The 22,080-nt window shown below is 67.7% G+C and carries 22 protein-coding genes; 11 read left to right on the forward strand and 11 right to left on the reverse strand.

Annotated features, from left to right (window positions below; all coding sequences use genetic code 11):
• Positions 1-71 precede the first annotated feature (71 nt).
• Positions 72-884, forward strand: coding sequence for an HAD-IIA family hydrolase (locus tag HJG52_RS04235; RefSeq protein ID WP_171242264.1), 813 nt, complete (start codon positions 72-74; stop codon positions 882-884).
• A 345-nt stretch (positions 885-1,229) separates the two neighbouring features.
• Positions 1,230-2,144 (forward strand): Rv1352/Rv1906c domain-containing protein, encoded by a 915-nt coding sequence (locus tag HJG52_RS04240; protein WP_171242265.1) that lies wholly within the window; start codon positions 1,230-1,232, stop codon positions 2,142-2,144.
• 112 nt (positions 2,145-2,256) lie between these two features.
• Here HJG52_RS04240 and HJG52_RS04245 read toward each other — a convergent pair whose 3' ends face one another.
• Together HJG52_RS04245 and metF are read right to left on the reverse strand one after the other, a co-directional pair.
• Entirely contained in the window at positions 2,257-2,649 is a 393-nt protein-coding gene (locus tag HJG52_RS04245) for a DUF3224 domain-containing protein (RefSeq protein ID WP_171242266.1), read from the reverse strand.
• A gap of 56 nt (positions 2,650-2,705) precedes the next feature.
• On the reverse strand, positions 2,706-3,617 hold the full coding sequence (metF, locus tag HJG52_RS04250; RefSeq protein WP_171242267.1) for a methylenetetrahydrofolate reductase [NAD(P)H]: 912 nt from the start codon (positions 3,615-3,617) through the stop codon (positions 2,706-2,708).
• Between the two features lie 98 nt (positions 3,618-3,715).
• Here metF and HJG52_RS04255 point away from each other — a divergent pair, with 98 nt between their 5' ends.
• Positions 3,716-4,804 carry a polyprenyl synthetase family protein gene (locus HJG52_RS04255; RefSeq protein ID WP_171242268.1) on the forward strand — a complete coding sequence of 363 codons (1,089 nt, stop codon included), beginning with the start codon at positions 3,716-3,718 and terminating at the stop codon, positions 4,802-4,804.
• A gap of 35 nt (positions 4,805-4,839) precedes the next feature.
• Here HJG52_RS04255 and HJG52_RS04260 read toward each other — a convergent pair whose 3' ends face one another.
• The gene (locus HJG52_RS04260) at positions 4,840-5,253 is read right to left on the reverse strand and encodes an Rv2175c family DNA-binding protein (protein ID WP_430413324.1); all 414 of its coding nucleotides are present in this window, start codon (positions 5,251-5,253) and stop codon (positions 4,840-4,842) included.
• 319 nt (positions 5,254-5,572) lie between these two features.
• On the opposite strand from HJG52_RS04260, the gene HJG52_RS04265 reads away from it, so the two are divergent.
• The 3 genes from HJG52_RS04265 (at position 5,573) to HJG52_RS04275 (ending at position 9,909) form a co-directional block, all read left to right on the forward strand.
• On the forward strand, positions 5,573-6,895 hold the full coding sequence (locus tag HJG52_RS04265; RefSeq protein WP_171242269.1) for a LysM peptidoglycan-binding domain-containing protein: 1,323 nt from the start codon (positions 5,573-5,575) through the stop codon (positions 6,893-6,895).
• Positions 6,896-6,990: 95 nt separating this feature from the next.
• Complete coding sequence (pknB, locus tag HJG52_RS04270; protein WP_171242270.1) at positions 6,991-8,976, forward strand: Stk1 family PASTA domain-containing Ser/Thr kinase; 1,986 nt, start codon at positions 6,991-6,993, stop codon at positions 8,974-8,976.
• A gap of 15 nt (positions 8,977-8,991) precedes the next feature.
• Positions 8,992-9,909, forward strand: coding sequence for a DMT family transporter (locus HJG52_RS04275; protein WP_171242271.1), 918 nt, complete (start codon positions 8,992-8,994; stop codon positions 9,907-9,909).
• A 58-nt stretch (positions 9,910-9,967) separates the two neighbouring features.
• On the opposite strand, the gene HJG52_RS04280 is transcribed toward HJG52_RS04275, so the two are convergent.
• The 5 genes from HJG52_RS04280 to HJG52_RS04300 all read right to left on the reverse strand — a co-directional run bounded on the left by HJG52_RS04280 (position 9,968) and on the right by HJG52_RS04300 (position 15,984).
• Entirely contained in the window at positions 9,968-11,044 is a 1,077-nt protein-coding gene (locus HJG52_RS04280; RefSeq protein ID WP_171242272.1) for a threonine aldolase family protein, read from the reverse strand.
• A gap of 12 nt (positions 11,045-11,056) precedes the next feature.
• A complete protein-coding gene (locus tag HJG52_RS04285) occupies positions 11,057-12,400 on the reverse strand; it encodes a class II 3-deoxy-7-phosphoheptulonate synthase (protein ID WP_171243072.1) in 1,344 nt (447 codons plus the stop codon).
• Positions 12,401-12,882: 482 nt separating this feature from the next.
• Positions 12,883-14,955 carry a P-loop NTPase fold protein gene (locus HJG52_RS04290; protein WP_171242273.1) on the reverse strand — a complete coding sequence of 691 codons (2,073 nt, stop codon included), beginning with the start codon at positions 14,953-14,955 and terminating at the stop codon, positions 12,883-12,885.
• Positions 14,956-15,028: 73 nt separating this feature from the next.
• Complete coding sequence (locus HJG52_RS04295; RefSeq protein WP_206069891.1) at positions 15,029-15,610, reverse strand: ImmA/IrrE family metallo-endopeptidase; 582 nt, start codon at positions 15,608-15,610, stop codon at positions 15,029-15,031.
• Entirely contained in the window at positions 15,607-15,984 is a 378-nt protein-coding gene (locus tag HJG52_RS04300) for a helix-turn-helix domain-containing protein (RefSeq protein WP_171242274.1), read from the reverse strand. Before HJG52_RS04300 ends, HJG52_RS04295 begins: the two co-directional genes overlap by 4 nt.
• Before the next feature lie 154 nt (positions 15,985-16,138).
• Here HJG52_RS04300 and HJG52_RS04305 point away from each other — a divergent pair, with 154 nt between their 5' ends.
• From HJG52_RS04305 to HJG52_RS04315, 3 genes are read left to right on the forward strand one after another with little or no spacing between them, the layout of a single operon-like run.
• Positions 16,139-16,408, forward strand: a complete 270-nt coding sequence (locus HJG52_RS04305; protein WP_171242275.1) for a multiubiquitin domain-containing protein — start codon at positions 16,139-16,141, stop codon at positions 16,406-16,408.
• Positions 16,383-17,582: a ThiF family adenylyltransferase gene (locus HJG52_RS04310; protein ID WP_171242276.1), complete on the forward strand. Its 1,200-nt coding sequence runs from the start codon at positions 16,383-16,385 to the stop codon at positions 17,580-17,582. Before HJG52_RS04305 ends, HJG52_RS04310 begins: the two co-directional genes overlap by 26 nt.
• Positions 17,579-17,998, forward strand: a complete 420-nt coding sequence (locus tag HJG52_RS04315) for a ubiquitination-like system serine protease family protein (RefSeq protein WP_206069893.1) — start codon at positions 17,579-17,581, stop codon at positions 17,996-17,998. Before HJG52_RS04310 ends, HJG52_RS04315 begins: the two co-directional genes overlap by 4 nt.
• Before the next feature lie 423 nt (positions 17,999-18,421).
• Here the strand turns inward: HJG52_RS04315 and HJG52_RS04320 are convergent, their stop codons facing one another.
• Entirely contained in the window at positions 18,422-19,111 is a 690-nt protein-coding gene (locus HJG52_RS04320; protein WP_171242277.1) for a hypothetical protein, read from the reverse strand.
• 417 nt (positions 19,112-19,528) lie between these two features.
• Here HJG52_RS04320 and HJG52_RS04325 point away from each other — a divergent pair, with 417 nt between their 5' ends.
• Positions 19,529-20,164, forward strand: coding sequence for a hypothetical protein (locus HJG52_RS04325; RefSeq protein WP_171242278.1), 636 nt, complete (start codon positions 19,529-19,531; stop codon positions 20,162-20,164).
• Positions 20,165-20,319: 155 nt separating this feature from the next.
• A complete protein-coding gene (locus tag HJG52_RS04330; protein ID WP_346767561.1) occupies positions 20,320-20,940 on the forward strand; it encodes an HAD-IA family hydrolase in 621 nt (206 codons plus the stop codon).
• 63 nt (positions 20,941-21,003) lie between these two features.
• Here HJG52_RS04330 and HJG52_RS04335 read toward each other — a convergent pair whose 3' ends face one another.
• Together HJG52_RS04335 and HJG52_RS04340 are read right to left on the reverse strand one after the other, a co-directional pair.
• Positions 21,004-21,288, reverse strand: a complete 285-nt coding sequence (locus HJG52_RS04335) for a hypothetical protein (protein ID WP_171242279.1) — start codon at positions 21,286-21,288, stop codon at positions 21,004-21,006.
• A 153-nt stretch (positions 21,289-21,441) separates the two neighbouring features.
• Positions 21,442-22,041 carry a hypothetical protein gene (locus HJG52_RS04340; RefSeq protein WP_171242280.1) on the reverse strand — a complete coding sequence of 200 codons (600 nt, stop codon included), beginning with the start codon at positions 22,039-22,041 and terminating at the stop codon, positions 21,442-21,444.
• Between the last annotated feature and the right edge of the window lie 39 nt (positions 22,042-22,080).

The raw sequence follows: 22,080 nt of genomic DNA on the forward strand, positions 1-22,080 counted from the left end.
GGGGCACGACGGCGCGCCCGCGCACCGAACGTGCGCACGCGGCATACCCACGACTCCCCCACAATGAGCGCATGACGACACCGAGGCCGGTCGACTGCTGGCTCACCGACATGGACGGCGTGCTCGTGCACGAGGAGACCGCGATCCCGGGTGCGGCCGAGTTCATCGCGGCGCTGCGCGAGAGCGGGCGGCGGTTCCTCGTGATGACGAACAACTCGATCTACACCCCGCGCGACCTGAGCGCGCGGCTGGCGGCCAGCGGGATCGACGTGCCGGAGGACGCGATCTGGACCTCGGCGATGGCGACCGCGCAGTTCCTCGACGACCAGCGCCCGGGCGGCAGCGCCTACGTCGTCGGCGAGGCCGGTCTGACGACCGCGCTCTACGAGGTCGGCTACACGATGAGCGAGCGCGACCCCGACTACGTGGTGCTCGGGGAGACCCGCACCTACTCGTTCGAGGCGATCACCAAGGCGATCCGGCTGATCGAGGGCGGCGCGCGGTTCATCGCGACCAACCCGGACGTGAGCGGCCCCAGCCAGCAGGGCACCCTGCCGGCCACCGGCTCCGTCGCCGCGCTCATCACCGCCGCGACCGGCCGCAAGCCCTACTACGTCGGCAAGCCCAACCCGCTGATGATGCGCAGCGCCCTCAACCGGATCGACGCACACTCCGAGACCACGGTCATGGTCGGCGACCGGATGGACACCGATGTCGTGAGCGGGCTCGAGGCCGGGCTGCGGACGATCCTGGTGCTCACCGGGTCGACGTCGCGGGCGCGGGTCGAGAACTTCCCGTACCGGCCCACGCGCGTGGTCGAGTCGGTGGCCGACATCGTGCCGCTGGTGACCGAGTTTGCGCCCGTCACGGGCCCGGAATACTGAGTTTGCTACTTCTGAGTACTCCTACGGATGCACCGCACCTGCGGCCCGCGGCAGGCTCGGTGCCGTCGCAGTCGGGGGAATGCGGCACAGCGGGACACGGACCCGTGGACGCCTCGTGGGGGAACGATGGCGGACCGGGTTCGTGTCCCGCGCCGCGTGTCTGCCGTAAGTAGCTCTGCAAGCATGTGCCAAGCCATCAGCGGCTTGCCCCCCATCCACGTCATCCATAGCTTGAGTTGCGGTCGCGCCATCGCATGTACTCGCCTGAACGGATGAAGTTCGGTGGGTAAAAGCAGCCCCGACTCACTATTACGTGGAGAATGGGCCGTTGAAGGGGGCAGTTCAATGATCGACTTTCATGGTGAACCGTTGACGCGACTCCGGTTCCACGCCGTGGCCCTGTTGGGTGCCATCGGCCTGCTCCTGGGTGGGTGCTCGCCTGACGAATCAACGTCCCAGCCAGCCGATGCCAAGTCCACCGCCGGGACCTCGACAACGCCCTCAACACCAGTGACCACTGTTTCCCGCTCGCCAGCGGACGCTGCTTTCTTGTCGGAGGCTAATGCCGCGCTCGACAACACCATGAGCTCGGAGTACCTGCTTGGCAGGCGCAAACTCATCTGCGACCGACTCACCTCCGACCACACGGCCACAGGATGGCAGGCTGTTTTCGATGCTGAGCATTCTCAGGCGAATGAACCGGTCGTCACTATCGCCTTCCTCCAAGCCGCGGTGAAGAGCGGGTGCCCAAAGCTCGCTGCCACGATGCCCAAGGCGATGGAGCCAGCTCCGATCGGCATGACGAAATCTGAAGCCGCGTACGTACAGGCCGCAGACACGGGTGGAGGTTTGACCTCCGACGAGATCTTGGCGGGTGGACGCGAAACATGCGCAACTCTGACCAACTACGCCGGTGAACAACTGGTCCGATATCTGATCGAAGAAAACTTCCCCGATGAGGATGCCATCCGCTTCCTATGCCCCATGTACCGCTCTGCGTTGGCCCAGTCAAAACTGGGTTTCGGTGACGGGAACTACCAAGTGGGCAATCGCGGCAGCAACTTGCTGACCATCAAGCCGGGCACGTACAGATCCCCACCCGGGACCCGCAACTGCTATTGGGAGCGTTCGACTCCAGAAGGAGTGACTATCGACAACGACTTCGTGACCAACGCCCCCGCCGGCGTCTTGGTCAAGATCAGGCCCGGCGATGGCGCGTTCACGTCGAGCGAATGTGGCTCATGGTTGCGGGTGAAGTAAGCGTCAGATCATTCACGCACACCCGCATCGTTGGATGGTGTAACCCGGCGGCGACCGCAAGACCATGGCCAGAAGGGGGTATTCGCTTCTCTAGTTGCGACCGCCGCGTGGCTCAGTCGATCGTCCAGTCGAGGGTGTAGCTGTGCTCGCCGTCGGCGGCGACCTCGAGCCGGAGCCGGCCGGTGATCCCGGCCAGGTCGCCAGTGCCGGACCCGGGCGCCACCTGGTAGATCTGCTCCTGGCCGCCCGGCTGCATCGTGCCGAACTGCTGGAACGCCAGCGACCCCGAACGCTCCCCCAGCGTGCCCTCCGCCACCTCTACCGCGACGTACCCGGCCACGCCGTTCGCCGGGTCGCCCGCCGAGAGCATCAGCCCGCGGCCGGTGCCCTGCAGGTCGCCGTGCCACGTCTTGGTGATCGTCATCGACCCCAGCGGAGGCTCGACCGCGGTGGCCGGCCCCATCTCCACATCGAAGGTGCCTCGCGCCGTTCCCGATTCGCTCATGCCCGCCACCCTGCCACGGGCAGGTGACACCCGAGGGTTACGGAAAGGCGAAACCTCTACAGCGAAAGGTTGCGGTGCACCTCGAGCGTCGCCGTGGACCGGTTCATGGTGATGAAGTGCAGCCCAGGCGCACCCTCGGACAGCATCCGCTCGGCGAGCTCGGTCGCGATCTGTACGCCGACCTCGCGCGTCGCCGCCGGGTCGCCGGCCACCCGCTCGAGCCGCTCCACCACCGCCCGTGGCAACGGCGTGCCCATGAGCTGCGACATCCGCGCCACCTGCTTGAAGTTCGTCACCGGCATGAGCCCGGGCGTGATCGGCAGCGGCCGCCGCTCGGCCACCCGGTCGCGCAGCCGCAGGTAGGTGTCGGCGTCGAACACCATCTGCGTGATCGCGAAGGTTGCCCCCGCGTCGGCCTTCTTCACGAGGATCTCGACGTCGTGGTCGAGGTCGGGCGAAGCCGGGTGCACGTCCGGGAACGCCGCCACCCCGATCGTGAAGTCACCGAGCGAGCGCACGAGCGAGACGAGGTCGGTCGCGTGGTTGAGCCCCTCTGGGTGCGGCGTCCACTCCCCGCCGGGGTCACCCGGCGGGTCACCGCGCAGGGCGAGGACGTTGCGGACTCCGCTCGCGGCATACATGCCGATCACCTGGCGCAGCGCGGCGACGGAGGCGCCGACGGCGGTGAGGTGAGCCAACGGGGTGAGCGTCGTCTCGCGGGCGATGCGCTCGGTGACGCGAACGGTGCGGTCCTGGCTGGTGCCGCCCGCGCCGTAGGTGACGGACACGAAGTCGGGGCGCACCGACTCGAGCCGCCGGATGGCGTCCCAGAGCACCTGCTCGCCCGCGTCGTCCTTGGGTGGGAAGAACTCGAAGCTGATCGACGGCTGGGGTCGCGAGAGCATGCCGGGGATCGACCGGGTCAGCGACTCCGGCCGGGCAAGACGTGACGATTGCCCCAGCGCCATGGCGGTGAGACTAGTCGAGCGCCCACACCGTAGGCTCGAGGCCTGCGCAGTCCGAGACGGGCCGCGCCCGCACCACCGCCCCCGTCCTGGAGGAAACCGTGTCCGCCAACCCGCTCGACGCCGCCTCGCTGCGCGCCCGGGTGCAGGCGTGCGTCGACACGACGATCGCCCGCGAGCGCGAGGTGCTCGCCGAGGTCGGCCCCGACACCATCGAGCTGGTCGACGCCGTGGCCCGCCTCCTCCAGGGCGGAAAGCGGTTGCGCGCCGCCTTCCTCTACTGGGGCTACCGGGCGGCCGGCGGCCCCGACTCCGACTCCCTCGTCCAGGTGGCGACCGCGATGGAGTTCTTCCAGGCGGCCGCGTTGATCCACGACGATGTCATGGACGACAGCGACACCCGCAGGGGTATGCCGGCTGCTCACCGCTCGCTTGCGGCGCACCACGAGCGTGAGGCCTGGGCCGGTGACGCGGGACGGTTCGGCGTGGCCGGGGCGATCCTCGCGGGGAACCTGTGCCTGGGCTGGACCGAGGAGCTCTACGCCACCTCCGGGCTGCCGGCGGCGGACCTGGAGCGCGGGCGGCCGGTGTTCGACCGGATGCGCACCCAGCTCATGGGCGGGCAGTTCCTCGACGTCGTGGAGTCGGCGCGCTCCTGGGACGGCATGGAGACCGACGAGCGCATCGCCCGGGCGGAGCGGGTGATCCGCTACAAGTCGGCCAAGTACACCGTCGAGCACCCCGTGCTCATCGGGGCGTCCGCGGGCGGAGCCGGCTCCGACGACCTGACCGCCCTGTCGGCGTATGGCCTCGACCTGGGGCAGGCGTTCCAGCTGCGCGACGACCTGCTCGGTGTCTTCGGTGACCCTGCGACCACGGGCAAGCCGGCCGGCGACGACCTGCGCGAGGGCAAGCGGACCGTGCTCGTCGCGCACACCCTGGCCGGCACCGACGGTGCGGGTCGCTCGGCCCTGTCCAAGGGTCTGGGCGACCCGGACCTCGACGCCGACACGGTCGAGGCGCTGCGGACCGTCATCACCGACAGCGGCGCGGTGGCCGCGGTCGAGGCCGACATCACGCGGCTCGCCGGATCGGCGCGCGCGTCCCTGAAGTCCGCGACCGGCCTGACCGCCGAGGGCGTCGAGGTGCTCGACGCCCTCATCGACAGCGCCACCAGCCGCACCTACTGACCCAGCGGCGCTCCCCAAGATGGGGGCGGGCTGCCTCAGAAGGCGAGCTCCATGGCGCGGCGACGCACCTCGGTCTTGAAGCCGGCCTCGAGCGCGTCGACCGGGGTGCCACCACCGGGCAGGGTCTCGTCGCGGGTGAACAGCCACCGCAACGTCTCCTCGTCGGTCATGCCGCCGTCGGAGAGCACCGTGAACGTGCCGCGCAGGTGGGGCAGCACCCGTTCGCCGAGGAACTGCTCGGGCACGCCGATGATGCGTCGCTCCCCGACCCGGTGACCGAGCAGCTCGCGCTCGTCGAGCATGCGACGCACCTGCGACAGCGGCACACCCAGCCGTTCCGCCACGTCGGGCACCGGCAGCCAGGACCCGACGAGGCTCTCAAGGTCGACCTGGGCGCCACCTGCCAGTGCGGCGTCGTCCGTGCGGGGCATGGTCGGTTCGTCACTCACGAGACCAAGCGTGCCAGTCGCCGTCCGCGCGCACCCACCGGGGCGTATGCCGCGGGCGCACCGGCCGAACGCGGTGGACCCACACCGGTCGCGGACACCGGCCACCACGACCGCCGCGGCGAACTGACCGGCGGTAGCCGAACCCCGCGGACCCGGCGGACCGGTCTACGCAGTTGGGGTGAATTACATCGATGTAAGTCGAGATACATCGCGTTTCATGGTGTAACTTTCACATGCGTCACACTCGCCCCACTCACCACATCTGACCCGACTGTCCCGCACGACGGTCGGGCGGACCGCCCGAAAGGCAGCTCCCTCCATGGCCCCCGTTGCCGCCGCGCCCGCTCTCCCCCCGGCAGTTGCGCTGACACGTCCCGCGGTCGTCCAGAAGGCCAAGCCGGCTCCGTACGGCTGGACCACCTACACCGTGCGGGGCGGTGACACCCTGGCCGGCATCGCCGTGCGTACCGGCACCACGCCGGGCGCCCTCGCGGCCCGCAACAAGCTCAAGGCCGGGGGCAACCACCTGTCGATCGGGCAGAAGCTGTCCGTCCCCAAGACCGCCGGTCAGGCACGCGCCGAGGCCGCCAGGGCCAAGGCGGCCGCCGCGGCCCGCGCCGCAGCCATCCGCCGCGCCACGTACGTCGTGCGCTCCGGCGACACCCTGTCGGCCATCGCCTCGCGCAAGGGTGTCTCCCTGGCCTCGCTGCTCAAGACCAACAAGCTGTCGAGCCGCTCGATGATCCACCCCGGTCAGAAGCTGCGGATCCCCGGCGCCGGCGGCGCCGCCCGCGTCGGCGGCGGCAGCGCCCCGGCCGTCTCCACCGCCACCTACAAGGTCCGCAGCGGTGACACCCTGTCGGCGATCGCGGCCCGCACCAAGACCTCGCTCGCCACGATCTACCGGCTCAACCGGCTCAGCTCGCGCAGCGTCATCCACCCGGGCCAGTCGATCAAGGTCAGGGGCACCACGAAGTCGAGCTCGGGCGCGAAGGCGGGCACCACGGCATACACGGTCCGCTCGGGTGACACCCTCTCGGGCATCGCCGCACGCAAGGGCGTCTCGCTCGCCGCGCTGCTCAAGGCCAACGGCCTCTCCAGCCGTTCGGTGATCTACCCGGGCAAGAAGCTGCGCGTCCCCGGCGGCGCCACCAAGACTTCGACCAACAACACGTTCGCGGGGCGCAGCTACCCGCAGGCCACGGTCAGCTCGGCCAACAGGAACCGCGCCGCCCTCGCCAGCGCGTCCGTGCCGAGCCGCAGCCAGACGCGGGCGATGATCGTCGCCACCGCGCGTCGGCACGGTGTCGACCCCAGGCTGGCGCTCGCCGTGGCGTGGCAGGAGTCCGGCTGGAACCAGCGTCAGGTGTCGGTCGCCAACGCGATCGGGGTCATGCAGGTCATCCCCAGCTCGGGCCAGTGGGCCTCCGACATGGTCGGCCGCCGCCTCAACCTGATGAACACCCAGGACAACATCACGGCCGGTGTCGCGATCCTGCGCTCGCTGCAGCGGTCGGCCAAGAACACCGACCAGGCCATCGCCGGCTACTACCAGGGCCTGTACTCGGTGCAGAAGAACGGCATGTACGCCGACACCAAGTCCTACGTCGCCGCCGTGAAGGCCCACCGCAGCCGGATGTGACCGCCGGGCGGTGGGCCGCCCGACGAACGGTTCGGGATCGCGGCCCACCGCCCTGCCTGCACGGGTTGCCTGCGTTCAGCACCTACACTTTGCGGGTGTCTTCCGGTGTGACCGAGTCGCTGCTCGGGCGTGTGTTCGACGGGCGCTACCGCGTCCAGTCGCACATCGCCGACGGCGGAATGGCCTCGGTCTACCTCGCCCTCGACACCCGTCTGGAGCGGGACGTCGCGCTCAAGGTGCTGCGCCGCGACCTCGCCCAGGACGACGCGTTCGTCAGCCGGTTCCGCCGTGAGGCGCGCTCCGCGGCCCGTCTCTCGCACCCCAACGTCGTCGCCGTCTTCGACCAGGGCGAGGACGACGGCAACATGTTCCTGGCCATGGAGTACGTCCCCGGCCAGACCCTGCGCGAGGTCATGAAGGCCGAGGGCCCCCTCACGCCGCGTGCGGCCCTCGACATCATCACGCCCGTGCTCCAGGCGCTCGGCGCTGCGCACCGCGCCGGCATCATCCACCGTGACGTCAAGCCCGAGAACGTCATCCTGCGCGAGGACGACGGCACCGTGAAGGTCGCCGACTTCGGTCTCGCCCGCGCCGTGAGCGCGCAGACCGTCACCTCCCAGACGGGCGTGCTCCTCGGCACGGTCGCCTACCTCTCCCCCGAGCAGGTCGAGCGCGGCATCGCCGACGCACGCAGTGACGTGTATGCCGCGGGCCTGATCCTGTTCGAGATGCTCACCGGGTCGAAGGCCTTCACCGGTGACACCCCGATCCACATCGCCTACCAGCACGTCCACGGCTCGGTGCCGGTGCCGTCGTCGCGTGTCGCGTCCGTGCCCACGGAGCTCGACGAACTGGTCGCGCTGGCCACTTCGCGCGACCCCGACGACCGGCCGGCCGACGCGCAGGAGCTGCTCGAGGCCGTGCGGGTGGCCCGGGCCGGCCTGTCCCCCGCAGAGCTCGACCGGCGTCCCGAGGGAGCGGCTGCCGTGGGCGGCGGTGCGAGCACGGTCGCCGTCGAGCGCACCAGCGCCCTGCCGAACGGCATACCTGCCGACGACGCGACTGCGGCCACCACGACGCCGGCCAGGCGTCCGCTGCCACCCGTCGCGCTCCCGATCGACCACACGCCGACGTCACCACCGATCCCCCCACCGGGGCGGGACGTCGTCGCCCGCACCGACGGTGGCGGGCGCGGCGGACGTCGGCGTATGCCGTGGGTCCTGGCTGCGCTGGCCGTCGCCCTCATCGCGGGGCTGACCGGGTGGTGGTTCCTCGCCGGGCCCGGCTCGCCGACGGTGGTGCCGAAGACGGTGGGCACGACGTTCGCGCAGGCCAAGGCCGCGCTCGCGACGGCGCACCTCGACGCCAAGGAGCAGCAGCAGTTCGACGAGACGGTGCCCAAGGGGCAGGTCATGTCGACGAACCCCGGCGCGGGTGCTGAGGTGAAGCGCGGCACCGACGTCACCGTGACCGTGTCGAAGGGGCCGGAGCGGTATGCCGTGCCGAACGTCGTCAAGAAGTCCGAGGCCGAGGCGCGTGACCAGGTCACCGCGCAGAAGCTGACGGTCGGGTCGGTGAAGCAGGCGTTCAGCGAGACGGTGGACTCCGGGCTCGTCATCAGCAGCGACCCCAAGGCCGGCACGTCGCTCAAGCGCGGCGCCAAGGTCAACCTCGTCGTGAGCAAGGGCCGCCAGCCGATCGAGGTGACCGACTGGACCGGCAAGCCCGCGGACCAGGCCATCAACGACCTCACCGGCAAGGGGCTGCAGGTCGACGCCACCGAGCAGCGCAACGACGACAAGGTGCCCAAGGGCAGTGTCATCAGCCAGAGCCCGGCCGGCACCACGGCATACAAGGGCGACAAGGTGAAGCTCGTCGTCTCCAAGGGTCCGGTGCTGGTCAAGGTGCCGGACGTCCAGGGCAAGCAGGAGCCGGAGGCCATCAAGATCCTCAAGGACGCCGGGTTCGAGGTGAAGGTCGAGCGGTTCATGGGTGGCATCTTCGGCACTGTGCGCAGCCAGGACCCGGCCGCGAACTCCGAGCAGCCCAAGGGCACCACCATCACGCTCGTCGTCGTCTGATCGCCCGGTCCTTCGTTGTCCACGCGCTTTCCCGCGGGCCGGCTCGCCACCCTGCTGCTGGTCTCGGTCACGGCGGTCTGGGGTTCGACGTTCTTCCTCATCCGCGACCTCGTGGCAACCGTGCCGTCGGCGGACTTCCTGGCGGTGCGGTTCGCGATCGCGGCCGTGGTCATGGCGGTGGTGTTCCGTCGTCAGCTGCTGGCGTTGACGCGGCGCGAGGTGATGATCGGGGTCGTGCTGGGGGTGCTCTACGGGCTAGCCCAACTGCTGCAGACGATCGGGCTCGAGCACACGGACGCGTCGGTGTCCGGGTTCGTGACGGGCACCTATGTCGTGCTGACGCCGATCTTTGCTGCGGTGCTGTTCCGCGACCGGCTGCCGTGGACGACGTGGGTGGCGGTGCTGCTGGCGACTGCGGGGTTGGCGGTGCTGTCGCTGCGGGGGCTGTCGGTGGGGTTCGGCGAGGCGCTGACGCTGGGGTCGGCGGCGCTCTATGCGCTGCACATCGTGGGGCTGGGGCGGTGGTCGACTGCGGGGTCTGCGACCGGGTTGGCGACGGTGCAGGCGTTCGTCATCGCGGTCGTGGCGGGGATCGCCGCGGTGCCCGGTGGGCTGACGCTGCCGGCTGATGGGGGGCAGTGGGCGTCGTTGCTCTACATGGCGATCGTGGCCGGCGCGGTGGCGCTGTGGGCGCAGACCTGGGCGCAGGCGCATCTGCCAGCGACGCGCGCGGCGATCGTGATGACGATGGAGCCGGTGTTCGCCGCGTTCTTCGCGGTGCTCTTCGGTGGTGAGTCCCTGACCGCGCGGATGCTCGTCGGTGGCGCGCTGGTGCTGACGGCGATGTACGTGGTCGAGCTGCTCGGCCGCCGCTCCCCCGAGGCGAGCGCCGAGGAGGACCCACCCGCGGAGCTGCTCCACCACGAGGTCTGAGTCGCCCCATGGATCCCCGGCGATTCGAGGTATTACTGCCCCCGATTCCCCGGCGTGTTTACCTCGAACCGCGCTCGAGCAGCGGCACGAGCTCGCTGATCGCGAGGTCGGTGGCCGCGTCGTCGACGTCGAGGTGCCAGACGAGGCGCACTGCCGTGGTGCTCACCGGATAGAGGCGTATGCCGCGTGCGGCCGCAGCCGTGACGAAGTCACCGGGCGTCCACCCGGCACCGGCCACGTCGAGGAGCACGATGTTGGTCTGAACCCATTGCGGGTCAACGGAATCCGGCCGCGCCACAGCCGCCGCCTCGGCGAAGCGCCGGGCCCGCGCGTGGTCGTCGGCGAGCCGCTCAACGTGGTGGTCGAGCGCGTGCAGCCCGGCCGCCGCGAGGATGCCGACCTGGCGCATGCCACCGCCGAACCGCTTGCGCCAGATCCGCGCCTCCTGCATGTGGTCGGCGCTGCCGAGCAGCACCGACCCGACCGGGGCACCGAGGCCCTTGGAGAGGCAGACGCTGACCGTGTCGAAGAGGCGGCCATAGGTCTCGAACGGCACACCAGTCGCGACGTGGGCGTTCCAGATGCGCGCGCCGTCGAGGTGCATCGCGACGCCGCGTTCCTTGGTGCCGGCTCGCAGGGCCTCGATCTGGTCGAGCGGCTGCACCGTGCCACCGCCGAAGTTGTGGGTGTTCTCCACGACCACGAGGCGCGTGTTGACCTGGTAGGCGCCGCCGTCGGGGATCATCAGCGCGAGTGGCTGGGCGGCGTTGAGCTCGCCGTGCGGCGCGATCCACGAGCGGGCCGAGATGTTGGAAAGCACTGCGGCTGCGCCCATTTCGGCCCGCAGCACGTGCGCGAGGGAGTCGGCGATGAGCTCCTCCCCCGGCTTGACGTGTAGCCGGATCCCGAGTTGGTTGGCCATCGACCCGCTCGGGGTGAACAGCCCGTCCTCGTGGCCGAACATCCTGGCGACCCGCTGTTCGAGCTCACGGACCGTCGGGTCCTCGCCGAAGACGTCGTCGCCGACCGGAGCGTCCGCCATGGCCTTGCGCATGGCGTCGGTGGGCTTGGTGAGCGTGTCAGACAGGAGGTCGACGCGAACGGGAGGCGCCTTGGAAGGTGACGCGGGCGGCATACCTCGCCTCTCTCAGTCCTTGGAGAGCATCTCGGCGACGAGGAACGCCAGCTCGAGGCTCTGCTGGTGGTTGAGCCGCGGGTCGCAGACGGTCTCGTAGCGCTTGTTGAGGTCACCGTCGAGGATCTTCTCGGCGCCGCCGAGGACCTCGGTGACGTCGTTGCCGGTGAGCTCGACGTGGATGCCGCCGGGCACGGTGCCGAGGCCCTGGTGCACCTCGAAGAAGCCGCGCACCTCCTCGACGACGTCCTCGAAATCCCTTGTCTTGTAACCGGATGCGGACTCGAACGTGTTGCCGTGCATGGGGTCGCAGATCCAGGTGACCTGCGCGCCGCTGGCGGTGATCTTGTCGACGAGCGGCGGCAGCGCCTCGCGCACCGTGCGCGCACCCATCCGGGTGATGAAGGTGAGCCGGCCGGGCTCGCGGTCGGGGTCGACCTTGTCGATGAGCCGCAGCACGTCGTCGACCTCGGCCTTGGCGGAGAGCTTGACGCCGATGGGGTTGAGCACCTTGGAGACGAAGTCGACGTGGGCGCCGTCGAGGTCGCGGGTGCGCTCGCCGACCCAGATGAAGTGGCCGCTGGTGTCGTAGAGCTCGCCGGTGCGGCTGTCGACACGGGTAAGGGGGCGCTCGTAGTCGAGCAGCAGCGCCTCGTGGGCGGAGAAGAACTCGGTCGTCTTCATGGCGTCGAAGTCGGCGCCACAGGCGTCCATGAACTTCATCGCCTTGTCGATGTCCTTGGCGAGGCGCTCGTAGCGGCTGTTGGCAGCGTTGGCGACGAAGCCGCGGTTCCAGTCGTGGACGTGGCGCAGGTCGGCGAAACCGCCCTGGGTGAAGGCGCGCACGAGGTTCAGGGTGGCGCTGCTCGCGTGGTAGGCGCGGACGAGGCGCTGCGGGTCGGGCGTGCGCGCCTCGGGCGTGAAGTCGAAGTCGTTGACCATGTCGCCGCGGTAGGCCGGCAGGGTCACGTCCTCGCGGGTCTCGTTGCCGCTGGAGCGGGGCTTGGCGTACTGCCCGGCCATGCGGCCGACCTTGACCACCGGCACGGACGCGCCGTAGGTGAGGACCGCGGCCATCTGCAGGATCGTCTTGACCCGGTCACGGATGTTGTCGGCCGTCGCCGCCGCGAACGTCTCGGCGCAGTCGCCGCCCTGGAGCACGAACGCCTCACCCCGCGCGGCCGCGGCCATCCGGGTCTTGAGGACGTCGCACTCACCGGCGAACACCAGCGGCGGATAGGACGCGAGCTCGGTCACCGCCGCCTGGAGGCGGGCAGCGTCAGGCCAGACCGGCTGCTGCGCAGCCGGAAGATCGGCGCCAGCCGCAAGGCTGGCGAGGGGCCCGGTGGGGTGCATCGTGCTCACGGAGCAAGGATAGGCGCCCGTCTCACTACTCGGCCGCGAGGGCCCGTATGCCGGTCAGCCGCCCTCCTGGGACCTGTCACCTTGAGTCGAACTCACCGCGTCACTCCGCCCAGGATGACGCGTTGATGAGCTCCTCTCTGACCGAGGCGGTTGCCCGGTCCGGTGGACGTACTAGGACCACTATCGCCCCCGTCCCGCGCTGCATCGGATGCTCGAAGTCGCACGATCGCAGGACCAGCGCCGTAGGGCCGCGGTGCTCTCCCCGCCCCGCTCCAGTCCAGCGCTGTCCGTCAGGGATGACGCCAGGAAGACCTCGTCGCGCGGCACGAGGCAGGCGTCTTTAGGAAGGAACTCGCACGAACCATGGCGTTAACGTCGGGACAACGAGGGCGACTATGCGTCGCTCAGAACCGTCGCGATGACCAAAGAAACGGGACGTCGTAGCCAGCGGTCCGAGCGGTGACGATCACGGCTCAGTCGTCCTCACCAAACCTCGAAGGGCGCCAGCCATTCAGGTACTTATCCACCAGTTCAATGACCGCGGCAAGCTCCTCGTCATGAGTATCTCGCAACGGCTCGACGGCAGCCTTGATGTTGTCTTCGCCGTCGAACAGCTCATTGAGCAGATCCCAGTGCAGTTGATACCTGCGATGAACGGCACGCGAATCCAGACTTTGGGACCGTACCTCACTTCGGGAGTCAAGGAGAACGGCGGTTGCTAGTTCCTGCTGGCCAGGATCGACGGTCACTACTTCGCCACCAAACATCTTGGGCGAGTAAAGCAGTCGCCCGACCTCTTGCTCGCCTGCGAGATCGGCCGGTGCGGCATCGACTAGGTCAGCGCGAAATGCTTCCTCGAGCGCCTTGGCGTCTTTGTCTGACACGAGCTCGTGACCTGCGCCCTCGACGTACCCGACCATCGTGATGAGTTCAAGACGTGAGGACAGGGATTCGACCGCCGGAAGGATCGCTTTGACGGCCTCGGCGACTTGTTGCGGGTTGTCCAAGCGCCGCAATAACCGCAGTGCCACCCTGGTAACGACCAGCCGGGAGCCGCCGAAGCTCTGCATGCCGCGTTGGCGCTCGGGCAGCCGGGGCAGGACGTTCCACAGCACCTGCGAGGCGGGGACTGCCGCCTCAGGCGGATAGTCCTCTTCAAACGCCTCCAGGGAAGAGATGACATCCTCCAGTGTCTCGAGGTCGTATGCCTCGAATAGCGCAGCAAGCTGGTCTGCGTCAGTCAGCACGGCGAAGGCTTGCTCGGCGAGGCTGAAGGCATGCATACGCGCGTTCGCCACGTGCTCCAGGTAAACGGCTAGCACGTCGGGGTTCGCAACACGGCGTGCTTTCAGCCAGGCCGTCTGCCAATCACTGCCGTAAGTGCTGTCTCCGATGTGCCGACCCGCGGCAGGGAAGAGACGGTGGATCAGTGCCCGCACCACCTCGGGTTGAGGCTCCCCCGCCCTGACAACAGCCTCGACCTGCTGCTTGAGCACCGGGTCTTCGGCCCTTCTGTCGCCCCAGTCGCGGACCGCAGTGGTCAGTCCATCGCGACCTGCCACGACAGCATCGAAGACGGGCGGCAGAAACAATCGGACTGCTTCGAGGCCCATTACATCGACCAGTTCCACCTGGTCGTCCAGAGTCCTCACCTTGGAGCGAACCGATGCCGCATAACGCTTCACGTCGCGCATGTTCTTGATGAGGGGGCGGACAATCTCGACCAGGACGTCGGGCCAGGCGCCGCTGTTGAAGCGGGTCAGATCGGGAAGGTCAGACAGCGCCTCGTCCAGTGCTGTCGTGATCTGCCGCAGCAGGATTCCCTCTGGGACTGCCGGCACCTCGACGCCGAGCTGGACGATCTTCTCCAGGTAGGCACGTCCATCGAACCCCGACTGGGTCAACGCTTCCTCGACCCGTTGGCGGTCAAACGCGAGCACGTAGACGATGTTCGGGAAGCTCGCTGTCAGACGAACCAGCTTGAAGATGTCCCGAATCTCCCCCGACTCCAAGCGGTCGATGTCATCGATGATGACCACGATCGGAGACTCCAGCGCCAGGAGCTTCTTGGCGACCCGATCACGCTGCGCCGCGAAGCTTCCGGTGCGCTTCTCCTGCAGATCGGCAACTACCTTTGACGCGCCACGCAGGCGTTCGAACCAGCCCCCGACGAAGGGCAGCAGGGTCACCGGCGCCATGAGATCGCCATAGGTGTCGATGGTCTGCGCGATGTCCCCGAGCTTCTGGTCCTTCAACTTCAACTGCGCCGACAACTCGCGGAAGAAGGCGTGCATCAGCTCGTCCGTGCCTGAGAACGCCCATGGGTTGAAGTCCACCGTGACCAACGCAGGTTCCGCTTCGAGGAACTCACGCACCATGTTGAGGATCGAGGTCTTGCCTGATCCCCATGGACCAACGACACCGAGCACAAAGCCCTCGGAAGCATCAGCGTGTCGGATCTCTTCCGCAATGCTCCCCGCGCCCGGACGCCGCCGCAAGCGATCCTCGTTGCCGGATCTGATCGGGTTGTCGCCAACAGCAGCCATGCTCAGATGTTCTCGCGAGGCGCCGACACTGATCTGTGGGTTGCTGGCGAGACCAGCATCCTTCGGCTCACGTTCAGTTTCCCGACGCCCGGCGATAACTGTTTGCCCGCCGGGCAATGAGGCGAGCACCCGTGGCGTTCATGCGCCAACGAGCCAACTCGAGGCTGACGCCGAAGCGCAGAGCTACCTCGGTGTCGGTCGCCTTCTGGCGGGCGAGCCGTTTGGCAGCCTCGAAGGGGATGAGCAGCTCGCCCGAGATCTCGGCGGCCTCGTCCTCCTGAACCTTGTCAGCCGTCCGGCAGCCGCGCTCGTTCACCAGGCTGGTGCCGAACTTGTGCTCCCCGACCACATGGGCCATCTCGTGGCCCATCGTCGAGCGTCGTCTGGCCAGCGGATGGGCGTCGTTCTCGACGATGAACGCGCCGTTGCGGTGCGGCAGCAGCGCACCGGAGAAGACCTGCGGACGGACGCTGCGGAAGTGCTCGCGGATGGAGTGGTCGAGCGGCAGTGCTCCCAGCGCCACAACTCGCACGCCGTAAAGCTCGGCCAGCCGCCATGGATCGAGCGCGTCCATGAGCTCGAGTCCGAGTTCAGCGCGCACCTCGCCAGCCAGCCTCTTGCAGGCGGCCTTGTTGATGGTGCGGGTGCCGGTCACGCCATCTCCTCCCGGGTGGCGTGCATGTGCTTAACGGTCGCCCGTATGACCTCTTCAAGGTAGGCGACGTCCTTGTCGTCCAGATCCTGACGCGCTCTAAGCAATGGAGCCAGCTGGGTGACCAGATCCGGTTCGGACTGACTCTCCGATGTGGCGTCCGCGTCGATCATGAACGTCTCGGCCGGCATCTTCAGCCAACGCACCAGTGTGGCGAAACCATTAGCATCCGGTCGCTGCTCGTTCCCGAGGCGAGAGAGCAGTGACGGGCTGGTGCCGATCTCCTTCGCCAATTGTCGCCACGACCATGCCCGCGCGGTCCGCTCAGCATCGAGCGCGGCGTAGAGCCCCGCGGTGTCGATCTTCGTCTTGGCCATATAGGCCTCTCACTAGAAGTGTCGGTGGTGCCTGCCAGTGTTGCACTGTCGACGCACTGCTTGTAAGTCGACGCGCTCTGTTTTAGAGTTAGCGCAGTGTTTCAGATTCGACACACCTAGCACCCCGGTAGAACTGGGAGATCAGAGGAACAGCGTGACTGCGACAGAAGCAGAGAAGTCCAAGCCCAAGTTGGTGACGGTCGTCGTCAACGCCCGCCAGAAGCAGGTCTCGAAGGAGGAGCTCTCCTTCGACGATGTCGTCTCCCTGGCATTCGACCCGGTGCCCACGGGCGACAACGTCGACATCACCATCACCTACCGGCGCGGCCAGGGCAACAAGCCCGAGGGGCAGCTCAAGCCCGGCGAGTCGGTCAAGGTCAAGGACGGCATGATCTTCGATGTCACAGCGACGGATCGCTCGTAGCCCGGACCTGCTCCGGCTGCACGAGGATGGGTACCACCTCGAGCTTCGGGGGGATGTCCTGCTGGTCCACGGCGTGCCCTACGCCAATCCTTCAAGGCAGGTGGTGCGGGGCACGCTGGTGACCGACCTCGAGCTGGCCGGTGACGTCACCGCGCAGCCGAGCAACCACGTGGCCTACTTCATCGGCGAGGCGCCCTCCACCAAGGAGGGCGTCCTGCTGACGTCTGTCGTCATCGGGAGTGCCCCGACCGACGTTGGAACTGTGCGGGTCGACCACACCATGTCGAAGAAGCCCCAGTCGGACGGGCAGCGCTACCGTGACTACCACCACAAGGTCGAGACCTACATCGCCCTGATCTCCATCCACGCCCAGCAGATCGACCCGGAGGTCACTGCCCGGACGTACCCCGTGATCGCCCCGGATCCCGAGGAGGATGACGACTCGCCCTTCGAGTACCTCGACACCTCGACTACCCGCAACGGGCTCAGCGACGTGTCCGACAAGCTCCGCATCGGGCCCGTGGCCATCCTCGGCCTCGGCGGCACCGGTGGGTACGTGCTCGATTTGGTCGCCAAGACACCTGTGGACGCCATCCACCTCTGGGACGGCGACCGCTACGTCCAGCACAATGCCTTCCGCTCACCCGGCGCGCCCTCGGCGGACACCCTGGCGACGGTTCCGCAGAAGGTCACCTACTTCGCAGCGATCTACGGCAACATGCGCAAGCGGATCGTCCCGCACGACGCCTACCTGACTGAGGACAACGTGGAAGAGCTGCGTGAGATGTCCTTCGTCTTCGTCGCCGTCGACGACGGGCCAAGCCGCCAGGTGATTATCACCAAGCTCGAGGAGTTCGGCATCCCCTTCATCGACGTCGGCCTCGGGATCGAGGCGGTCGATGGCTCGCTACTCGGGCAAGTGCGTACCACCTTGAGTAGCCCGAGACAGCGCGCTCACGTCCACGACAACCGCCGCATCCCATTCGGTCGCGTCGATGGCGTCAACGATGACTACAAACGAAACATCCAGATCGCGCCGCTCAACATGCTCAACGCCGCCCTCGCCGTGACCAAGTGGCTCAAGCACCTCGGCTACCTCACCGACCTGGAGCGGGAGCACCACAGCGTCTACGTCACCAGCGGCAACGTCATCATCAACGAGGACCAGTCATGAGACAGCTCCAAGAGCTGCGCCACGAGTTCGTCGAGTTCATCCCTGACACCCTCGAGTCGGGCGTCCTCTACATTTCGATCCCGTACGCAACGACGACACACCTATGCGCCTGCGGGTGTCGCAACGAAGTCGTCAACCCGCTAGCGCCCCACGGCTGGCAGATGACGTTCGATGGGCGATCGGTTTCGCTGTCTCCCTCTGTCGGAAACTGGAGCTTCGACTGCGAATCGCACTACTGGATCCGGCGTGGCCGGGTCGACTGGGCCGGAGCTATGGAGCGCGACCGGATCGACGCGGGGCGCGCTCGGAGGCGGATGGACATTGACCGTGATCTGAGCGGCACCACGGATGAAACTCCTAAAGGTCTGAAGGCTGGCTGGGCGCAGCGCATGGGCGCGTTCTTTAGGCGGAAGTAGAAGGCCCACACCGACTGACGTGAATTTGAGGAGACACATTGAGCTTGTGTCAGCGGACGAATGGCGGTCAGTCGGTCCGTCCGCTGCCCACAACGCCCAGCATTCGCGCGGCCGCGCCGCACCTCAGCTTTGGGCTGCTCGTAGAGCTCAGCCAGTCGGCCACGACATCGGCGATCGCTGACCCGGAAGGGATGACGGCGAGACTGACACGCCCGGGAATTACCTCCGGCAGGGTGCCTGAGACCCTGCGAGAAGTACGTCTATCCGCCCGCGTGGCGGTTTGGCAGTGCGGGCGGATCTGCAGGTGAACAGCGCGGCTGAGTCAGGAGGTTGAGAGCATCAGCGCGTGCTTGCCGGGCTTGGCTGGCCCCCCGTTCAACTGGATCCGAACCAGGCTGTTGGCGGTTCAGTGATTCGGCTGCCTTACTTGGGGCCGTCGTCCGGAGGGACGGAGGGCACCAGGACCTCTCGGTGCGTTCGGATGGAATCCAGCGCCTTCGTCCAGTTGTCGATGTCCACGGCCCAAGGCACGAGACTGTCACCCGTTGGAAGTGGCCATCCCGGTTCAAATATGCGGAGCATGCCACCCGCATCTCGCTCAGCCGTGACATGACTTAGGAGCTCAACGTCCATCCGGTCGTAGTACGGCTCCAGGGCGCGTTGCGCTTCCCCGCGACGTCGCTGAATGTACTGAAGGTATGGCCACCAACTACTTGCAAGGAACTCTTTGGGCGGCTTCCTCGGATCGATTGCCTTGCATAGCGTCACGATCTCGTCTCTGGCAGGAGGCCACACGTCCGAGTCGCTCCCGGTGGTGCGCCGCATCATATAGACGAGTTGCCTGCCGACCCGCACAAGGTCATCGACCCTCGGTGCCATCACGCGGTTGCTCGCACTTAACCGGGCGCGCTCAGGCCGCAGCACAACAAGCCACTGAAACAGCCAAGCTGTTCCAAGGGCTAGACCCGCGTCGGATAGCAGGTCGCCGAGCTCAGCACCGAACGGGACGACTTCGTCAATGCTCAGGAGTAAGAACCGCAGCACCACTACGCCAACGGCAATCCCGCACACGACATTGATCGTTCGTTGATGGGCCTCCAACTGCTCCAGCACAATCGGAGCGTAGGGGTTGACGGGGCGATTGTGCGATTGGGTTGAGCTTGGGCGGGTAGGCAGCACGCATTTAGTCCCTTTCCCCGAGAGCATGAGCCCCTGACGCCTCCGGACGACGCCTGTCGCATGACCGCTACGGCGAACACGGATTGCACTTTGGCGCCGGCCTTTCCGGATGCCACCGACCAAGCGGTCTCCTCTCGAGCAATCGTCTTGTACGCGTGCACAGTCCTTCACTCCCCAAGCCAGATAGCGCGTCTTACCACCGCTGATGACGCGAGGACTACCGACTGAGGTCATGCCTCGTACATATCTGCGCGAGGTCGACACCCACTAGTCCATTTGGGGGTCGCCGCCCGGAGGGGCCGGCTGCAACGCTGGCCTCCGGAGCAGGGGGCCTAGGCAAAAGGACACCCCATGTGGCTTCACATTGGCCGGGTCGACAACCGGATCCACCTTCCCGGTGGGAGCATCAAAGCAGCACTCGCCGTGGCCACCCTGGTCGCTGCGACCCTGACCGTCGCATCCCCGGCCACGGCGGCCGAGTCTCCGCGGGTGCAGCACTGCATCTCGTCCTCGAGCGGCCTCGACATCCAGGCCTTTCTCGGTCTTGACGCCTCGGTCGTCAACGGCTTCTGCCCACCTGTCCTGGCGGGCTCGCCATGGGTTCCGGGCCTGAGCTTCTACTTCGCCAAGACTTGGGAGCAGTGGCCGCAGGGGTACGTCAAGGCCGGGCCAACCCCCAGGGACGACTTCCTGACCAAGTTCGTCGGCATCAAGGACGTGGTCGACGCAGGGACACCGCACGAGTTCACCGTCGAGTTCTCCGACGTGTCGCGGCTTCGGCTCTACGAGCTCGACGGGTACGATCAGGCCTCGACGCTGACCTTGGGAACGATCCGGCCGTTGAGCGCGGGACGGCACAGCGTCGATGTGTCGATCCTGATGAGTGACGTGGCCTGCGACGGGACGAGCAGCGTGGTCGAGTGGAGCTGTCTACCGGCCGGTGAGATCGCCGCTTTCACGTACAACTTCGACGTCGTTGCCCGGTAGTCCGCATCGCCCTGATCGTGTCGATGGCCCAACCAGTCGAGGTCCAGGCGCCGTGCGTGGCCAGAGGGCCACCGTTCGCGTCCCCATCGCACCCGAGTGACAGAGCCAGCTCCGAAAGGCCCGGACCTCGTGGACAGCCCCATAGAGTCTGGCTGGTGACGGTGCGATGGCTGCTGTTCGACGTCGGTGATGTTCTCGAAGTCACTGGTGACGGCGACTGGCCTGCGTCCTGGGCCCGCCGCTTCGCGGAACGGCTCGGCATGAGCAACGAGGAGTTCGATGGGAGGGTCGCCCTCGCCGAGCTACCGGCCATGCAGGTTCGCACCGACGTCGAGGACGAGTACTGGCGCAGGTTCGCGGCGGCGGTCGGGGCGGGTCAGCCCCTCATGGATCGCATGGTGACCGACTTCTGGGACGCGTACTGCGGCACCCTCAACACCGAGCTCGTCGAGTTCGCTCGCTCCCTTCGCGGCACTGTGGGGCTGGCCATCCTGTCGAACTCGGCGGACGGCGCTCGCCGAGAGGAAGAGCTCCGGCACAGGTTCTCCGCGACCTTCGACCCGATCATCTACAGCCACGAGATAGGCGTACTCAAGCCGGATCCCGCGGCCTACGCCGCCGCCCTGGAGGCAATGGGTGCCTCGGCCGCCGAGGTTCTCTTCGTCGACAACTCGCCCGTGCATGTCGAGGGCGCTCGCCGGTGCGGGATCACCGCGCTGGTCCATGAAGACAACGCCACGACGATCACGGCAATTCGTCAGACGATGGGCAACTGAGCAACTCGCGCGATCCCAACCGATGCGCCACCACCGCCCAGGTCCCGACCCAAGTGCCGGGTGCTAGTTGACCTCCCAGCCGCGCGCCTTGGCTTCGGCCCTCAGGCGATCTCGGATCGGAAGCAGGACGGCCGCCAGCTCATCGAGTGCGTCGCCGGCTCCGCGCCTCCGTCGCGACCAAAGTTGCGAGAGTCGAAGCCCCAGCGGTTGATCGTCCTCGAGCAGATCGTGGCCACCGAAGTCGTAGATGTCGCGGATCAGCGAGTCGACTGGCTCACCAAAGGCCGGGCGGTCCCACGAGAAGATGTCGGTGCGCCAGTGATCGCACCGCCCATACTCATGACGCAATCATTACAGGCGGTCCGATGGTCCAGCTCAGTCGCGATTCAGGCGGCGTGGGTGTATGCCGCGTCCAGGCCAAGAGCCGCACCCGCCAGACCAGTGCGCGCCAGCGCTGTCAGGACGGTGTGCGCGTCGGCGCCGCTGGACTTCGGGTCGAGGTCACCGAGACCGAGGGCCGCGCCAAGACGGGTGAGCGTCCGACCGACCTCCTCGCCCGGGCGCCCCGTCGACGACCGTGCCGTCGTGCAGCAGCACCCGCGCGCACAGCTGCACCAGCAGCACGTCGGCCTGCGACGTCAGGTCGAGGGCCACCGGCGCCTGCGTCGTCGAGACCGCCTCGAGCCGATCAGCGCACACGCGCCGACCCGTGCCCGGCTCGACATAACCAAACGTGCGCACCTCGGCACTCACGGTGCGCAGCAGAGCCGCCACAGCGGCATACCGCCGTCGTGCGGCCAGCCCGGCACCGGTGTGCCACGACGCGCACATGTCGACGACCTCCGCCCCCGCACCCGGCCGACGCAGGTGCACCGACGCGATGTCGACCGCGGCGGCGCCGGTGGGTTCGAGCACCGCCACCCAGTCCACGAACCAGCGCGGCGCCATCGTGCCGAGGCACGCGTCGAGCGTCGCGACCCACGCGTCGTCCTGCCCGGGCGCGATCTCGGCCGGCGTCTCGTGCGCCCCCTCGAGGGTCAGGCGCCCGGTCGCGCGGCGGACCTGCCAGGTGTGCTGGGTGTGAACTCCGTTGGTGCCCATGGCTTCATGGATACGCCGGTATGCCGCGGGCGTGAATGG

This window comes from Knoellia koreensis (assembly GCF_013041615.1).
Lineage (GTDB): Bacteria > Actinomycetota > Actinomycetes > Actinomycetales > Dermatophilaceae > Pedococcus > Pedococcus koreensis.

Excerpts from the sequence above, each read along its gene's own strand:
- HJG52_RS04235 (WP_171242264.1), top strand. The coding sequence starts at position 72 with ATGACGACACCGAGGCCGGTCGACTGCTGGCTCACCGACATGGACGGC.
- HJG52_RS04240 (WP_171242265.1), top strand. The coding sequence starts at position 1,230 with ATGATCGACTTTCATGGTGAACCGTTGACGCGACTCCGGTTCCACGCC.
- HJG52_RS04245 (WP_171242266.1), bottom strand. The coding sequence starts at position 2,649 with ATGAGCGAATCGGGAACGGCGCGAGGCACCTTCGATGTGGAGATGGGG.
- metF (WP_171242267.1), bottom strand. The coding sequence starts at position 3,617 with ATGGCGCTGGGGCAATCGTCACGTCTTGCCCGGCCGGAGTCGCTGACC.
- HJG52_RS04265 (WP_171242269.1), top strand. The coding sequence starts at position 5,573 with ATGGCCCCCGTTGCCGCCGCGCCCGCTCTCCCCCCGGCAGTTGCGCTG.
- HJG52_RS04280 (WP_171242272.1), bottom strand. The coding sequence starts at position 11,044 with ATGCCGCCCGCGTCACCTTCCAAGGCGCCTCCCGTTCGCGTCGACCTC.
- HJG52_RS04285 (WP_171243072.1), bottom strand. The coding sequence starts at position 12,400 with ATGCACCCCACCGGGCCCCTCGCCAGCCTTGCGGCTGGCGCCGATCTT.
- HJG52_RS04290 (WP_171242273.1), bottom strand. The coding sequence starts at position 14,955 with ATGGCTGCTGTTGGCGACAACCCGATCAGATCCGGCAACGAGGATCGC.
- HJG52_RS04300 (WP_171242274.1), bottom strand. The coding sequence starts at position 15,984 with ATGGCCAAGACGAAGATCGACACCGCGGGGCTCTACGCCGCGCTCGAT.
- HJG52_RS04310 (WP_171242276.1), top strand. The coding sequence starts at position 16,383 with ATGTCACAGCGACGGATCGCTCGTAGCCCGGACCTGCTCCGGCTGCAC.
- HJG52_RS04315 (WP_206069893.1), top strand. The coding sequence starts at position 17,579 with ATGAGACAGCTCCAAGAGCTGCGCCACGAGTTCGTCGAGTTCATCCCT.
- HJG52_RS04325 (WP_171242278.1), top strand. The coding sequence starts at position 19,529 with ATGTGGCTTCACATTGGCCGGGTCGACAACCGGATCCACCTTCCCGGT.
- HJG52_RS04340 (WP_171242280.1), bottom strand. The coding sequence starts at position 22,041 with ATGGGCACCAACGGAGTTCACACCCAGCACACCTGGCAGGTCCGCCGC.